Source organism: Chryseobacterium sp. CFS2, assembly GCF_036543225.1.
Lineage (GTDB): Bacteria > Bacteroidota > Bacteroidia > Flavobacteriales > Weeksellaceae > Chryseobacterium > Chryseobacterium culicis_A.
Genome location: NZ_JAZHQU010000001.1, coordinates 440,899 through 457,548 on the forward strand (window position 1 = coordinate 440,899; position 16,650 = coordinate 457,548).

A 16,650-nucleotide genomic window follows, 5' to 3' on the forward strand; every position below is an offset into this window, starting at 1 on the left:
GGCACAAATATAAAATTCATTATGGAAAAGCTAAGAAATCTAAGAAAGCAAAGAGGCTACACACAAGAATATATGTCTAATATTATATCAACAGACGTATCCAATTATTCCCGAAAAGAGAATGATGAAGTAAGAATATTTGATGATGAATGGGAAAAACTTGCTAAAGCGCTTGATGTTCCTGTAGAAGAGATCAAAGAGGAAAGAAAAACAGCTATTGTCCATAATAATCATGACAATACTACTTTTAACGATAATGCAGGCAGCTATTTTAACAATTTCCACAGTATTCCGGATTCTATTGTAGAAAATTTGCAGAGCTATATTAAAGTTTTGGAAGAGCAAGTGGAAGCTTTGAAGGAAGAGAATAAAAAATTGAAGTCCAGATAGATTTTTTTATTATTACATCAATATAAACAAAACTCCCGGAAGAGAAATCTTCCGGGAGTTTTATATTTTATCCAAATTTCTTTTTCCTTAACCAGAAGAACAGTCCTCCAATAAGGCCGATAATGACCAATGGAAGCAGTAAATTCAGCCACTGCCAGTTGGTTTTCTCTTCAGTAATTCTTTGTCTGTCAAGAAGTCTTTCTTCGATATTTCTGTTTCTCAGCTCCATCAGATTGCTGTCATCCAGCAAATAATCTAAAGCATTTCTCAGGAACTGTTCGTTTCCAAACTGTTCGTTCGTTAACAAATCAACTCCCAATGGAAGTGGTTTTCCTTTAATCACCTTGTTCCTGCCGACATCTCCGTCTGCAATAACGATCATTTTATTTTCCGGGCTTGATGTTTTGAAGCCAGGATAAGATTTTCTTTCAATTCTTGAGGCATAGGCAGAATTAAATTTCCCTTCCAATGCTACAGCGAAGATCTTCGGTGTACTTGGTTTTTCCATTTGTCCAAGACTGTCTACGCTTGCAACCTCTTTTAAATCTACATAGTTCGGAACCTGTTTCAGTAATGTTCTTTCACTGGATTCGAAAAGAACTTTTGTTTTGATATTCTTTCTTCCCCCTAAAGTATCAATGGAAGTTGGAAATTCAAACTTTACAGGATTAATATTTTTGGTGATCGGATTATTATTTTCTGCAATTCCCAGGGGAAAATACGGCCAGGGCAAGCTTGTGTACTGAGGATTTCCACTTACTTCTCCTGTCACCAGTCTTAACAGGGCAAACTTCTTAACATCTTTTACCAAAGCAGGATTGATTCTCAACCCATAATTGAAAAAGAAGTCTGTCATGTTGATATCTACAGGGAAAGGCATTACTTTTTTGGATCTTGTTAAGGTATCCATTTCAGCATTTACGGCATCAATCATCCAAAGGGTTTTCCCACCGTTCATGATATACTGGTCAAGAATTACTTTTTCATTATCTGTAAATGCTTTTCTTGGTTTTGCGATCACCAAAGCACTCATCTGCTTCAACAGCGGAATATCTTCTACGGAAAGCTCAGTCTGATTTTTAGGAATAATAGGTCCTGCATCGTAGTTTTCCATGGCCAGCTGTACGAATCCCTGAAATTCGTCCGGACTTAATTCATCCTGATTAACCAGAATCCCGATTTTCTTTCTCTTAGCCGCTGCAATATTTTTGATATTGGAAACAAGGTTGTATTCCAGCCCTTCAATAGATCTTGTCAACTGCTGATCTGCATCAATTCCTGCCTGCTGCACTACCAATGGTATAGAAACCCCATCATTTCCATGTTTGATCACGGCATAAGGGAAAAGCGTGATCTGTGAGATTTTCCCATCTTTTACATCCGGAAGAATAGATGGCTGCATACCCATTGCCATCAGGGTATCCTGAGACATTTTTGTTTTAATAGGGTCTATAAATTTAAAATCAATCTTTGGATTAATTTTTCTGAACTCTTCCAGCATAAATTTCGTTTCGCTCTGAAGCTGTTTGAAACTTGCCGGAAAATCACCTTCAAGATACACTTCCACAGTCAGCGGTTTTTTAACAGACTCCAGGACTTTGATGGTGTTATCGGAAAGGGTATATCTTTTTTCTTTTGTTAAGTCTAATCTTATCCCTGAATAGGTAAGGATAATTACCAATGGAACAATGGCAATTAGGAAAATTCCCAGTGGAGATTTAGCATTGAACTTCTTCATGATTCTACTTCTTTTTGTTAATAAAATGATTAGACAATACTAATGAAGCACCGATAACAAGTACAAAATAGGCTACATCTTTAAAATCAATAAGACCTCTTGTAAAGCCTAAGAAATGCTGATAAAAGCCAATATTCTGAAGGATAAAATCTGCACCTCCCAATAGTTTATAACTTGCCAGCTGTTCGATTCCAAAATACATAATGAAGCACATGAAAACACCCAGCAGATAAGCCATAATCTGATTCTGTGATAATGAAGATGCTAAAATTCCCACGGCTGAAAATGCGGCGATTAAAATAATCAAACCAATGTAACTTCCGAAGGTCATTCCAAGATCAATATTTCCTGCTGGCACTCCCAACACGTATACCGTATAAAGGTAAATCAATGAAGGAATAAGGCATAAAATTCCAACGATCCATACAGAAAGGAATTTTCCGGTTACCAGTTCTGAAACTCTTAACGGCTGCGAGAAAAGCCAGTTTAAGGTACCGGTTTGCTGTTCTTCTGCAAAAGTTTTCATGGAAAGTGCCGGAATGATAAACATCAACAGCCATGGAACCAATACAAAATAGCTCTGCAGCGAGGCCATCCCGATTTCAAAAATATTAGAATCGTTGTCGAAAAAGAACAGGAAAAGGGTTGCTATCAAACTGAAAGCGGCAATGATCACCCATGCACTCCAGTTTCCAAAGTAACTCCAAAGTTCTTTCTTTAAAATTGCAATCATAGTTTTTTTGTAAGATGTAAAAAGGATGAATGTATGAAGGCATACGTCCTACTCCACAATTATTTGTTTTTTTTATTTTTATTAACCAGTTTCACGGTCATCATGATCAGAAATACAAGAACGAAAAATCCTGCAATTAATTGCCACCAGTATTCAATCACCATCGATTTTAAAATGACGGTAAATACCACCAGAAACAGAATGAATGTTGCAATTTCATTCGCCTGTCTCAGTTTGATATTGGCAATGGGCAGTGTATCTCCATGTAATTCTTTTAAATGAAGAACTTTTTTCCAGCACCAGTAATGATAAATGGCAAGCCCGATAAGGAAAGTCAGTTTCAAATGAAACCACGGCATTTTCATCAGCCCGGTATTTAAAAAGATCATGACCAATCCGCATACTGCCATGATTACTCCGGCAGGAACTGTGATAATATTCCACAGCCTTCTGGCCATAAAAGTGTACTGCTCTCTCAGAATTTTCTTTTTTTCTTCAGTAAATTCATCGGTGTCTTTATAATAAACGAAAATCCTCACGAGATAAAAAATTCCCGCAAAGTAGCTTACCATGAAGATAATATGTAAAGCTTTGATGATGGTATACAGCATCCTAAAAATTTGTTTGCAAAGATAGTTTATTTCGGAAAAAAAGAGAATTTAATCTAAAATCTTTAGCTTAAAATAACAAAGATTCAATATTTTTTAGAATTTGAAAATGAACTTCATATCAACATTAAAATTAAAACGCAGATTGGTACCCTGCCGATTTGAATGATAATCAAAAGGAAGACCATCTACCGGAGCATAATCTTCTTCTTTTCCTGTCATATTAGTATAAGAAACATGTTTTTGTCTGATACCAAAGCCAATTTTAGGCATAAAACCAAACCATGAAGACTCTTTATGAAGCAAAATGCTGTAATTAATATTTAATCCATATTTGGTTCTTTTATAATCTGCTGAACTAAAAGAATAATACACATCATTTTCATCATAATATTTTCCTGAAATATTTTTTCCTGTTTGATTTAAATAGAAAGCTTCTGCTGATACAAAATGTTTTAATCTTGATTGAGGCGCCAAGCTGTAAAAAACTTCCGGTCTTATCTCAAAAATCCTGTTTTTCCCTTCAAAATTGCCCATATTTACGGGCACTATTTTGTCTGTTCCATAGGCCAATTCGCTTCCAACCCACCATCTTTCATTTATTTTCCGCATATAACCTACATTATAGCGCTGGTCACGAAAAGGAGCAAAAGCACTTACGGTAAATATTGATTTGTAATCATTAGATTGAGCATAAATTGTATTGAAAAAGCTAGAAAAAGCAAAAAGAAGTAAATATTTTTTCACAAAATGGCTATTAGAATTAGTGTTCCAAATATATTATATTATCATTTATTCAGCAATAGCATTCATTTAATTACAAAAAAAATAGAGTACTGAATATTTTTTCATAAAAAAACAGGATTTCTCTAAATAAGAAATCCTGTTTTTTATTCTACAAACGTAGAACTTTTTTATCTTAAGAGATCACTCCTAATTCTTTTCCAACCTTTTCAAAAGCAGCAATGGCTTTATCCAAATGTTCTCTTGTGTGAGCCGCAGATAACTGTACTCTGATTCTCGCTTTTCCTTTCGGTACTACAGGATAGAAGAATCCGATTACGTAAATTCCTTCATCCATAAGCTTTTCAGCCATTTTCTGAGAAAGAGGTGCATCGTAAAGCATTACCGGAACAATCGCAGCATCTCCTTCAGGAATATCAAAGCCTTTCGCTTTCATTTCCGTTCTGAAATATTCTGCATTTTCCATTACTTTATCACGAAGAGAAGTATCATCAGAGATCATATCCAATACTTTCAAAGCAGCTCCTACAATTCCCGGGGCTAAAGAGTTAGAGAACAGATAAGGTCTTGAACGCTGTCTCAACATATCAATGATCTCCTTCTTACCGGAAGTAAAACCTCCTAAAGCACCTCCTAAAGCTTTTCCTAAAGTAGAAGTGATGATATCTACTCTACCCATTACTTCATTTGCTTCGTGAGTTCCACGACCTGTTTTTCCAATGAAACCTGTAGCGTGAGAATCATCTACCATTACCAAAGCATCATATTTGTCTGCAAGGTCACAAACACCTTTTAAATCTGCAACAATACCGTCCATTGAGAATACTCCGTCTGTTACGATAATTTTGAAACGGTGATTTTTTTCAGAAGCAGCAATCAGTTGCGCTTCCAGATCAGCCATATTATTGTTTTTATATCTGTATCTCGCAGCTTTACAAAGACGAACACCATCAATGATTGATGCATGGTTCAGTTCATCTGAAATAATAGCATCTTCTTCTGTAAATAATGGTTCGAAAACTCCTCCGTTTGCATCAAATGCAGCAGCATAAAGGATGGTATCTTCAAGACCTAAGAAATCAGCGATTTTTTTCTCCAGATCTTTGTGAATATCCTGTGTTCCACAGATGAAACGTACAGAAGACATTCCATACCCGTGAGACTGAATCATCTCCTGAGAAGCTTTCATCACTTCCGGATTGTTGGATAATCCCAGATAATTGTTCGCACAGAAGTTCAAAAGCTTTTTCCCGTTCGCTTCTATTTCTGCACTCTGCTGAGACGTGATGATTCTTTCTCTTTTGTAAAGTCCGTCATTCTCAATATTCTGAAGTTCGTTCTGTAAATGTTGAAGGTATTTTTCAGAGATCATTTTTAGTAATTTTTTAGATGTGCTAATTTACTAAAAAGGCATTAAAATAAAACCTTTTATAAGCTTAATTCTAAAAAATCAATTCAGGAATCAGTTTTAACACTATTAGTCTATAAATTTAGTAGGATAATATTTATATTTGTTTAAATTTTTAATGCATGAGATTAAAGCCGGTACAAAAAATAAAGACAATCAGTTCAGAAACCTTTATCAACAGCCATATGAAGCCGAGAGTTCCCATTATTCTTGAAAACTTTATCCATCCGGAAAGTCCAGCTTTCAAAAAGTGGAACTATGAATACTTCAAGGAAATTGCAGGAGATCACAGGGTGAATATATATGGCAGTGAGCTTGATTCCCTGGACAGAGTAGCCAGTGATCCTATAGCTCAGTCTACTTTTTCAGAATACCTTGATCTGATACAGTCTACCCCAACTGAACACAGACTTTTCTTATTTAATCTCTTAAAAATAAAACCCGAACTTAAGAATGATCTTATTTACAATGATGTGACCCATGGTAAAATACTAAAATGGCTGCCTTTTATGTTTTTTGGAGGCGAAGGTTCTGTCACCAGAAACCATATTGATATCGACATGTCGCACGTTTTCATTACACAGTTTCAGGGAATCAAAAGGATTTGGCTCTTCCCGTGGGAACAGTCTGATTTTATGTATAAACTGCCTTATAACTTCCACAGCCTGGCTCAGATCAAAAACCCTGACTACCGAAAATATCCGGCTCTTCTTTATTTAAATGGCTACGAAGCCATCATTCATCCCGGAGAAACCCTTTATATTCCTTCCGGATGGTGGCATTATATTCAATATGATACAGAAGGATATTCTATATCGGTAAGAGCACTTCCATCAAGTTCTCTCGAAAAATGGAGGGGTTTTAAAAACCTGGTCATCACCAGGCATTTTGATAATCTTATGCGTAAAATATTCAAAGAAAAATGGTTCTCTTACAAGGTCAGGCTAGCCAGAAAAAGAGGAGCCAGAGCAGCCAGAAAACAAAGAAGCTTTCAAATTTGAAAGCTTCTTTGTTTTGTTATATTGATTTCGAAAAAGTAAGGATTCCTACTTTAGTCTCTTCCTTGTTACTGTTTGATAAATTTAATACTCTTTTCGTCAATAGTAATAACATAAGCTCCGGGAATCAATTCTGAAATTCCAATTGCTTTGCCGGGCTGATAGGTTCCTTTTCCTACCAGTTTTCCATCGATAGCATGAATCGTAAAATCCACAGCTCTGTTAATTCCTTTCAGATTAATTTCATTTTTTGCGGGGTTCGGATATAAGCCAAAACCTTCCTTCTCAACGGAAGAAACACTTAAAGTATTATCCTGAGTAACCGTAGAGTTTTTCTCAATAATCTGATATTCATAATTAAACTGAACACTTGCAATAGGGAATGTTACCGACTGCAAAAAGCTTTGGTTATTGGATGTATTATTAAGAACAAAGTAAGCCGTCTGCCCCGAAGTTCCTGTCACTTTAATAGGTAAAGGCATTTCAAAAAAACTAACTGTAGGACTGCTTTGCGTCTGGGAAACTTTAAACAAAGCCTGATTACCGCCCTGCATCCATTTGATAGTATAAGTAGGATATCCTTCTCCATATACCCAGTCATTAAAAAATTCTGTAAAATCTGTTCCGGTAGACTGAAGCAAAGAAGCATTAAAATCAGCTGTACGCACATAGTTGTATGCCAGATTTGGTCTTGCATGATAGTCTTTAAGTGCCTGATAAAATGCAGCATCTCCTAAAATCCACTTCAGCATTCTCAGCACATATCCTCCTTTGGAATAGGATAATCTGCTGTCAAATATTCTGTTGATGCTTGAAAGTCCGTTATCCGGTACATATACACTTCCTGTTGTACTTGCAGTAATGTAATTGGATTGCCCCTGTAGATAATTCAGAAATTCGCTATTGGTCATAAGCAGTTTTTCATTGGCAAGGTGTTCACCAAAAGTTGCAAAACCTTCATTCAGCCAGATATCATTCCAGGCACCACAAGTTACTTTGTCTCCAAACCACTGGTGAGTAAGCTCATGGGCAATCAGCTGCTTGCTCCATCCACCCATGGAAGACATCGTCTGATGCTCCATTCCTCCACCATACATGAATTCCATGTGTCCGTATTTTTCATTACGGAAAGGATAAGCCCCAAAATAGGTTTCAAAAGTACCCATGACCTGCTTCGTCCATTGAATATTATTCAGACTGGTCTGGTTTGAATTCGTGGACGGATAAATATAGTTGACAAAAGGAAACGGAGGATTTCCGATGGTATCTGTAAGCTTCACAAAATTAGTAATGGACAATGCAATCAGATACGCTGGTGTAGGATACATTGTTCTCCAGAAAGTAAGCTTTGTAGATCCTGTAGGAAATGTTTCAGACATCAGTTTTCCATTGGCTGCCACACTGTAATTGGATGGCGTAGTAATTTTAAAATCAAATCTTTCGATCTTATCATTTAAGCTTTGTTTGGTAGGAAACCAATCCTGTGCACCGTAAGGTTCATTCAACGTAGAAAGAACCGGAGTTCCGCTCTGAAGAGCAGTTTTGAAAGCATCATTAGCTGTAGAGGGTGCTCCTGCATAATAGATGGTAAGAGAATCCAGTGTATTGGCCGGAATAGAAGCCGGAAAATCAATCTTAAGTTCTTTGGAAGGAAGCTGCTGGAAACTTGTAATATTGGTTCCGTGATATTTCACCTGAGAAACCGTTAAGGAGTTGGAAAGATCGAAATAAATACTTCCCATACTTTGTGTTGGTTTAAAATGAGAAGTCACTGATCCGGAGATATTATATACCGCAGGATCCAGGCTAACATCCATTCTTTGATACTGTAAATCGTAATTGAGTGTATTGGGATTGATATTCCCGATATTCATTTTTTGAGTAAAGGATTTTTTCTCTTTTTCGATCAATCCTTTCATATCCGTATTTTGCCGTTGCTTCTGGCTATAGAATTGCTGGGATAATAAAAATCCCAACACCAAAAGGTACAATTTTGTCATGTTTAGAAAAATTTAATCAAATATAAAAAAAAACCTTTTAATCAATGATTAAAAGGCTGTTATAATATATAAAATAAAAAATTTTTAAAGATCCAATGCAGGTTCAAGAATTTTCTCCATCCTTTTCTTCACCATATCTACAGATCCTGAATAGTTATTTACCATTAAAGAAAACACTAATGTTTTCCCGGAATTTGTTTTCAGATATCCTGCTAATGTTTTTACTTTATTTAAAGTTCCTGTTTTAGCAAAAACCTGTCCGTTCCCTCCTACATTAAACATTCTTTTTAGTGTTCCGGATTGTCCTCCGATTGGCAGAGAAGTCAGATAAGATCTGTAATATTTCTGATCCATTAAAGAAGTAAGAAACTTCACCTGAGAAATTGGGGTTACATTATTACTTCTTGAAAGCCCACTTCCATCGATATAATTAAGACCAATCATATCAAATCCTGCCTCTTTCAAGTGATTAGTTACTACAATTTTCCCTGATTCTGAAGTCTGGTCACCCATTCTCTGATATCCTACCGTTCTAAGCAAAGCTTCTGCCAATGAGTTATCACTGTGCTGATTGGTATAATAAATAATATCATTCAAAGTAGGTGATTTATACGCTGAAAGCATTTTTCTTCCTTCCGGAGCTGCATCTGTCATTTTCGGGGTTACTTTTCCGGTAACAGAAATTCCGCTTTTTACCAATGTTGTTCTGAAAGAATTGGCAAGGTAAGCCGGAGCATCAGGAAGTTTGGTTGTTAAAGTCCCGTTTCCTTCATATTTATCAGCATATACCATCTGATGATTATAAGGAGAAACATAGAAAAACTTCTTTTCTGTAGAGAAACCTCCTTTTTTAACAATCAGTTTTTCGTTGGCCGGATTGATATCGCGGGTACTTCCTACCGGCAAATAGTAATTATTGTTTTCCAACCATACAACATTTTCCGGAAGCACTGAAATATTGCCTTTGAAAAGCGCTGTCTGAATGATAATATCACCATTTACCTTTTTAATTCCCTCTCTTGAAACTCCGCCTACGAAATCTGAAATAATATCTCTATAAGAGGCAGCTCCTGCTTTGTTTGTTCCCAAAGACGGGTCACCACTTCCTATCACATAAAGATTTCCATTCAAAACTCCATTTTCATCTATAGTTCCTGAGTACTCCAGTTGCGTCATCCAACGGTAGTTTTCCCCCAGCATATTTAATGCGGTTTCCGTTGTAAGGAGCTTTGTTGTAGAAGCAGGTACTAAAGGAGTATTTTCATTGTACGAAGAGATTACCTTCTTCGTTTTCGGATCGTACACTACGAATCCCCAGGTTGCATTTTTCAGCACAGGGTCCGCCATCATTGTGTTTACATTAATGTCTACCAGTTCTTTTGCTGACAAAACAGTTTTCTCCACCATCGTACTTACGGGTGATGGCAGGTTTAAACTGCTTTTCTGATTGTCATAATTCTGAGAATAAAGAACGGTAGAAACGGTAGATTGAGCCAGGAAAAGACCAGAAGCCAACACCGCCGCACTTGAAATATATTTTCTGAAATTTACCATCTATCTTCTTTTTGTTCTATAGTTTTGACTCTATAAAAAATGACAGGTTAAATCATCCAATAAAAGAGCCAAACACTTAATCAACGTCCAAAAGTAGAAATTATTGTCATATAACGGACCACCGACCTGTTATAAAAGAGTGTAAAGTTTGTTAAAAATTGTTAAAAATCTACAAAAACATCTTTTTTAATGCTTTGATAAGCAGTGATTTCATCAAATTCTTTCAAACTAATCAAAACCATGTTTTTAAATTTCTCATAGTTTTTTCCACGGGGAAGCTTAAGCATAATCTGGAACTGATACAGATTATTGAGCTTTGCAATCTGAGCTCTTTCCGGACCTAACACACAATCTTCCGGAAGGTATTTTCTGAGGATTGAACCCAGAAACTGAGACGCCCGATCTACTTTATCTTCCCTTCTGTGCTTCATTTCAATCATAATCAGCTTGGTAAATGGCGGATAATGAAATTTCTGACGTTCTGTAAGGATATATTTATAGATCTTCGCAGGATTGTTCATCTTGATCAGCTGAAATACAGAATGATCAGGATTAAAGGTCTGAATAAGGATTCTCCCTTTTCCGGAAACTCTTCCCGCTCTTCCTGAAACCTGGGTGATCAGTTGGTAAGCTCTTTCTTCTGCTCTGAAATCCTGTACATATAATAAGGAATCCGCTTTAGGAATAGTAACCAGTTCAATATGATCAAAATCTAGCCCTTTGGAAATCATCTGTGTTCCTACAATGATATCTGTTTCTCCTTCCTCAATTTTCTCATAGAGCTTTTCGTAGGCAAATTTTTTGCGCATAGAATCTACATCCATTCTGTCTACTTCATTTTCAGGAAACAGTTGGGTAACTTCCTCATGGATTTGTTCTACTCCAACTCCTCTTTCATTCAGCTTTTCAGAATTACATTTCGGACAGGTTCTCGGTTTTGAAGCTCTTTGTCCGCAATAATGACACTTCATTTCATTAGCCGCTTTGTGATAAGTCATTACCACATCACAATTGGAACAATAATTTACGTAACCACAGCTCTCGCATTCTATGACATTTGAATAGCCACGACGATTGTGCAGGACGATCGCCTGATTCTTTTCATCTACAGTTTTCTTGATCTCTTCAATAAGCTTCAGGGAGAAATTTCCTGAAACCTTTTTTGATTCCAGAGCTTCTTTAAAGTTGATCAGTTCATATTCCGGCAGATTGACATTCCCGAATCTTTCATTCAGGAAAACATATTTCATTTTATCTTTCCGGGCTCTGTAATAACTTTCAACAGAAGGTGTTGCAGAGCCTAAAATCACTCCTGCATTGTAAAATCCGCCTAAAACCAATGATGCATCCTTAGCATTAAAATAAGGAGAAACTTCTCTTGGTCTGTACGCAGAATCATGCTCTTCATCCACAACAATGAGCCCAAGGTTCTGATAAGGTAAAAACAGAGCATTACGGGTTCCTATCAGAATACGGATATCATTCTGCCTGATTCTTCGCCACACTTCTACTCTTTCAAAATCAGTCAGTTTCTGGTGATAAAAACCAAGTTGTCGGCCATATTTTTTTTCTAATCTCTGGGTAATCTGTTTGGTGAGAGAAATTTCAGGAAGCAAGAACAGAACATTTTTTCCGTCACGTATGCATTCATCAATTTTCTCTAAATAAATATGAGTTTTCCCTGAGGAAGTCACTCCGTGAAGCAAAACATTCTTCCCTTCTTCAAACGCTTCATCAATCTCAGATTTTGCTGTTTTCTGCTGTTCTGAAAGTTCTTCGAGTTCTTCAATTTCTCCTTCATAGCTTTCAATTCTGTCTTTCTGCATGTAATATTCCTCCACAAGACCTTTATCTGCCAAAGGTTTGAAGTGAGAGCTTCCGAAATAACCATCTTCAAACAGTTCCGATTTTTTAATAGGAACATTCGGATTTTCTGTCTGCTTTTCCAAAATAAGAAGGAAAAGATCTTTCTGTTTTTGAGCCCTGTTCAGCTTTAAAAGAATGTCTGTAAGATTCTGATTGGCCAAAACCTCATCATTGATTCTTACATAAGCAACTTCCTTCGCTTTATACTTTTCAGCAACTTTCTCATCAATCTCAATGTACTGAAGGTCAATCAATGAATTGATTGTTTTAATAATATCCTTTTTAGGAATAAAAGCTTCAATATCCGTGAGATTAATCAGCTGTCGTACTTCCAGTGACTGAATCAGGTACATTTCGTTGACATCCAGATTTTCAAAATCTACAACGACTCCTGGTTTTAATTTTAAATAGGTTTCACTCTCCAGTTTTAATGAAGAAGGAAATGAAAACCTGTAGATTTCTCCCAGACTGCACATGTAATATTCCGATAGCCAATTCCAGAAATCAATCTGCTCTTGAGGCATAATGGGTTTATCATCCAACATGCTGATGACTTCCTTTGCTACAAAGTTTTCCGGTGCGTTATCATGAAGCTCAAATACAATTCCCGTATAAATCTTCTTTCCGCCAAAAGGTACCAGAACACGCATTCCAGGTTGGATTTCAGACATCATTTCTTCAGGAACTTTATAGGTAAAAGATCCTTTCAGGTTCAGGGGTAAAACAATTTGAGCGTATTGCAAGGGAAATATTTAAAGTGTAAAATTAGATTTTTCCTGAGAGAACTGCAACTTTACAGTAGTTCTTTCGCACTATTTAACAGTGCCAGCAACCCTTGTCAGAAAAAATTCAATAGGAACGGACTTTAGTCCGTTTAATTAATCATCAAAATCTCAATCGGCTTTAGCCAAAACATGGTCTAAACGCAATGTTTGCAAAGATATGATGAATCGTTTTAATTCGTTCGCAAGGGCGTTCCACTCAGCAAAGGTATTCTTACAAAATAACAAAGAATTCACATAAAGCGTTGTTAAAAAACCGGCCTTATTAATAAATGATGACTAATCATTAAAAAAGCAGTTCAGTCATCTCATACCAAAATGCAGAAGTAAAAAATCCGACAATAATACTGACTCCAATGATCAGGTTGGTGAGTTTTGTATTCAGCCTGAACTGTTCTGCAATGATGCTTGAAGTAACAAGTGTAGGCATAGCCGCTTCAAAAACAGTAATTTTTGCCACATCTCCTTTTATTCCCAATAACAAAGCCATTCCCAACACAATTGCAGGGGCAAGAATCAATTTATAAAGCATCGACATTGACATCTGAGGAATCAGTTTTTTCCATCCATTGAATTTCAGCTGTAATCCCACTGAAAACAAAGCTAATGGGCTTACCGTAGCGGCTAATTTATCAAAAAACGGTTCTGCAACAGTAAAATCTATAAACTGCGACAATACCAAGGCGGAAATACAACCTATTAACGGAGGAAATGTCACCAGTCTTTTTAAAATAAATAAGGCACTTACTTTTCCTGATTTGCTTCCTCCTTTTACGGCAGCAATAATTCCGAGTGTGGAAAGGGCAAAAAACATGGTCTGATCGCAGATAATCGCAATACTCAATAACCCTTCCCCATAAAAAGCACTGATTAACGGGAATCCTATAAATGAAGTATTGCTGTAACCGCTTGCCAGTTCTAAAGTACTTCTGGACCGCCTGGAATACCCTCTGCTTTTGCTGTACAACATCATAAAGAAGAAACAGAACACAGAAATTAAAAATGTGGCTGCAATGGGAAACAGCATTTCTGTTGTCCATTTTACTTTAGGCAGATATTTAAACGAAACTGCCGGAAGAGCAAGATAAAGAATCCAGGTGTTGATACCTTTATGGGCATCGGGGTGGATAGATTTTGTTGCTTTGAATATCATTCCTGCAATGATACACACTGCAATCAGAACAAAATTTACCATAACTATAAGAAATATAGTGCAAATTTACGGCTGATTTTTGAGTTGGAAGGGTAAAATTTATATTTTTTTAGGTATAAAGCATGTCAAGGTTTAAAACCTTGACATGCTTTGGCTACTTCAGCACTTTAAAAAAGTTTAATCTTTCATCACATCCCAAAGACTCATCACTTCAATATTTTTCAAAGGTTTTGAAAGGGTAATTTTTTTTGAAACTCCCGGTAACAGATCAAAGAAATTATCACTGAAGTGAGTATCTCCGATAAGGTAAACATCTTTTGCCAAGATGTCCGTTGATATTTCAATTTCGGTGGGTGAAATTTTTCTGATTGTAATCTCCGGTTTTGAAAGTTTTAAATCTTTTGGCTTATTAAAGAAGAAGTGTTTTTCAAATTTCGAATCCTTATCAGAACTTATTTTTAAAACAACTCCGGATAAATCAAACTGAGCGAGTTCTGATTTACTGATGCTTCTAATTTTCTTACTTACATCAGCATTAATATCATCTGACTGAGTGGATTTCCAAAGTGTTTTTCCTTTAAAATCAATCAATTCAAATTTTGTATTAAGCTTTAGTGTATTCATCAAATCACTGATCAGATAAACATCATAGCTTTTATCGGTCTCAGCTATTGATACCAACACAGGTTCAAAACTTCTTTTTGCCTGATAATGGAAGGCTTTCCAGTTTCCAAGATAATCAATGGAAGACCATGAAACCACTGGCCAGCAATCGTTGAGCTGCCAATACAACGTTCCCATATTGTAAGGTTTTGCGCGGCGGTGAGCTTCAATGGCAATCTGCATTCCTCTTGCCTGCAAAAGCTGTGAAACATAATTATATTGTACAAAATCCGTGGGAATCTTATAATCACGCTTCAGATATTCATTAATAATATCCCAGCCTCTTGCATGTTTTTCATGAGCTTTAATTGTTGGATTTTGAAGGTTCAACTCAGGAGTTCCTGAAAACATAGATTTTGTGGTTTCAAGGCTGGGTGTGCCCTGAAAACCATATTCCGACATGAAACGTCCTACTTTCTCGTTGTAAATCTCAAAGGGCTGTTCACCCCACCAAACACCCCAATAATGGGAATCTCCTTCTGTAAGGCTTTCTTTATGTCCCCAACCGATGGATGGAGAGCTTGGCCAATATATATTTTTATCTGATTCCAGGTTTTCTGACAATGCATTGGGAATGACATCATGGAACAACTTTTTATAGTCTTTCCAAACCTGCAATGAGTCGTCTTTTGAATATTTAAACTGTTTTTGATATCCCCAGTTGACTATAGCCTCATCAATTTCATTATTTCCGCACCACAAAGCAATTGAAGGATGGTTCTGAAGTCTGTTGACCTGATCTTTTACTTCCTCTTTTACATTATTTAAAAAAGCTTCATCTCCCGGATAAAAACTTCCTGCAAACATAAAATCCTGCCATACTAAAATTCCGTTTTCATCACAGGCTTTGTAAAACTCATCGTCTTCATAGATTCCTCCTCCCCAGATACGGATCATATTCATATTGGCATCTTTGGTATCTTTGATCAGCTTCTGATATTTTTCTTTGGTCATTCTTGGTGAAAAACTGTCTCCGGGAATCCAGTTGGTTCCTTTGATATACAATGGCTGCCCATTCACTTTAAAGTAGAATGACTTTCCTTTTTCATCTTTTTCCTGTACCAATTCTACCGTTCTTAAGCCTATCCTGATATTTTTACCATCAATATTTTTCTGATCTTTTGAAAGTTTTACTTCGAAATCATAGAGGTTGGCTTCCCCACGGCCGTTAGGCTGCCAAAGCTTCATTCCTTTCGTTTCATAAGGAACCGAAATTGTATTGATTCCTTTTTTTAAAACTATTTTTTGGTGGATTTTATTAAGATCTAATATATAATCACCCGCATTTTCAGCATAAATTTCTACATCAAATCGTAAATCATTAATAGCTTTAGAAGTTGTGTTCTGAATGTCTTTAACGGTAATAATTTTGGCATTATTCCAGAATTCCAATTGAACATCTTTCCATATTCCTGCAGTAACGAGCCTTGGTCCCCAATCCCATCCAAACTGATATTGTGCTTTTCTCACAAAGCTTCTTGGTGATTCCGGCATGGTAAATGGAACTTTCTTCGCTAATTCCTTTCCGGTATTTACGGCAGATTGAAACTTTACCTGTACGATATTATTACCTGCTTTCAGATATTTTTTCACAGGAATATTCCACTTCCTGAACATATTATCTGTTTTCTTTAAGAGCTTACCGTTAAGATAAATTTCAGAAAATGTATCCAGTCCATTAAACACCAAATCAATATTATCATTTTTCAGTTCCTGAGATGAAATCATAAATTGAGTCTGATAATCCCAATCTTCATTTTCCACCCATTGTACTTTCTTTTCGTTTTCATCTTTAAAAGGATCCGGAATAATCTTGTTACTGATTAAATCCAGATGCACTGTTCCCGGAACTTTTGCGGGAAGCCAGTTTTGATCTTTTGAATTTCTGAACTGCCAGTTTTCAGAAGACAAATTTCTTTGGGAAAACTGTGCAGAAAGGATATTCTGCGTGAAAAGGAAAGCAAAAAGGATCGTTCTATTCATCAATAAATTTGTTTTGTATCATTACAATAC

12 protein-coding genes are annotated in these 16,650 nt (G+C 36.4%); 2 read left to right on the plus strand and 10 right to left on the minus strand.

Features of this window, described 5'->3' with window-relative positions; all coding sequences use genetic code 11:
* The first annotated feature begins 21 nt into the window (after positions 1 to 21).
* On the plus strand, positions 22 to 390 hold the full coding sequence (locus ODR02_RS02035) for a helix-turn-helix domain-containing protein (protein ID WP_309511463.1): 369 nt from the start codon (positions 22 to 24) through the stop codon (positions 388 to 390).
* Positions 391 to 457: 67 nt separating this feature from the next.
* Here the strand turns inward: ODR02_RS02035 and gldG are convergent, their stop codons facing one another.
* The 5 genes from gldG to kbl all read right to left on the minus strand — a co-directional run bounded on the left by gldG (position 458) and on the right by kbl (position 5,585).
* The gene (gldG, locus tag ODR02_RS02040; protein ID WP_309511464.1) at positions 458 to 2,128 is read right to left on the minus strand and encodes a gliding motility-associated ABC transporter substrate-binding protein GldG; all 1,671 of its coding nucleotides are present in this window, start codon (positions 2,126 to 2,128) and stop codon (positions 458 to 460) included.
* A gap of 4 nt (positions 2,129 to 2,132) precedes the next feature.
* Entirely contained in the window at positions 2,133 to 2,861 is a 729-nt protein-coding gene (locus ODR02_RS02045) for an ABC transporter permease (protein WP_105683683.1), read from the minus strand.
* Positions 2,862 to 2,920: 59 nt separating this feature from the next.
* Positions 2,921 to 3,472 carry a CopD family protein gene (locus tag ODR02_RS02050; protein WP_105683684.1) on the minus strand — a complete coding sequence of 184 codons (552 nt, stop codon included), beginning with the start codon at positions 3,470 to 3,472 and terminating at the stop codon, positions 2,921 to 2,923.
* A 93-nt stretch (positions 3,473 to 3,565) separates the two neighbouring features.
* Entirely contained in the window at positions 3,566 to 4,216 is a 651-nt protein-coding gene (locus ODR02_RS02055; RefSeq protein WP_309511465.1) for a hypothetical protein, read from the minus strand.
* A gap of 172 nt (positions 4,217 to 4,388) precedes the next feature.
* Positions 4,389 to 5,585 carry a glycine C-acetyltransferase gene (kbl, locus tag ODR02_RS02060; protein WP_105683686.1) on the minus strand — a complete coding sequence of 399 codons (1,197 nt, stop codon included), beginning with the start codon at positions 5,583 to 5,585 and terminating at the stop codon, positions 4,389 to 4,391.
* A 158-nt stretch (positions 5,586 to 5,743) separates the two neighbouring features.
* On the opposite strand from kbl, the gene ODR02_RS02065 reads away from it, so the two are divergent.
* Positions 5,744 to 6,622, plus strand: coding sequence for a cupin-like domain-containing protein (locus tag ODR02_RS02065; RefSeq protein ID WP_209785274.1), 879 nt, complete (start codon positions 5,744 to 5,746; stop codon positions 6,620 to 6,622).
* A gap of 65 nt (positions 6,623 to 6,687) precedes the next feature.
* Here ODR02_RS02065 and ODR02_RS02070 read toward each other — a convergent pair whose 3' ends face one another.
* From ODR02_RS02070 to ODR02_RS02090, 5 genes are all read right to left on the minus strand, one after another.
* On the minus strand, positions 6,688 to 8,619 hold the full coding sequence (locus tag ODR02_RS02070) for a M1 family metallopeptidase (protein ID WP_209785275.1): 1,932 nt from the start codon (positions 8,617 to 8,619) through the stop codon (positions 6,688 to 6,690).
* A gap of 84 nt (positions 8,620 to 8,703) precedes the next feature.
* Positions 8,704 to 10,173 carry a D-alanyl-D-alanine carboxypeptidase/D-alanyl-D-alanine endopeptidase gene (gene dacB, locus ODR02_RS02075; RefSeq protein ID WP_209785276.1) on the minus strand — a complete coding sequence of 490 codons (1,470 nt, stop codon included), beginning with the start codon at positions 10,171 to 10,173 and terminating at the stop codon, positions 8,704 to 8,706.
* Between the two features lie 161 nt (positions 10,174 to 10,334).
* On the minus strand, positions 10,335 to 12,782 hold the full coding sequence (gene priA, locus ODR02_RS02080) for a replication restart helicase PriA (protein ID WP_309511466.1): 2,448 nt from the start codon (positions 12,780 to 12,782) through the stop codon (positions 10,335 to 10,337).
* A 325-nt stretch (positions 12,783 to 13,107) separates the two neighbouring features.
* Positions 13,108 to 14,016 carry an AEC family transporter gene (locus tag ODR02_RS02085; protein WP_209785278.1) on the minus strand — a complete coding sequence of 303 codons (909 nt, stop codon included), beginning with the start codon at positions 14,014 to 14,016 and terminating at the stop codon, positions 13,108 to 13,110.
* 135 nt (positions 14,017 to 14,151) lie between these two features.
* Positions 14,152 to 16,620, minus strand: a complete 2,469-nt coding sequence (locus ODR02_RS02090) for a beta-mannosidase (RefSeq protein ID WP_309511467.1) — start codon at positions 16,618 to 16,620, stop codon at positions 14,152 to 14,154.
* Between the last annotated feature and the right edge of the window lie 30 nt (positions 16,621 to 16,650).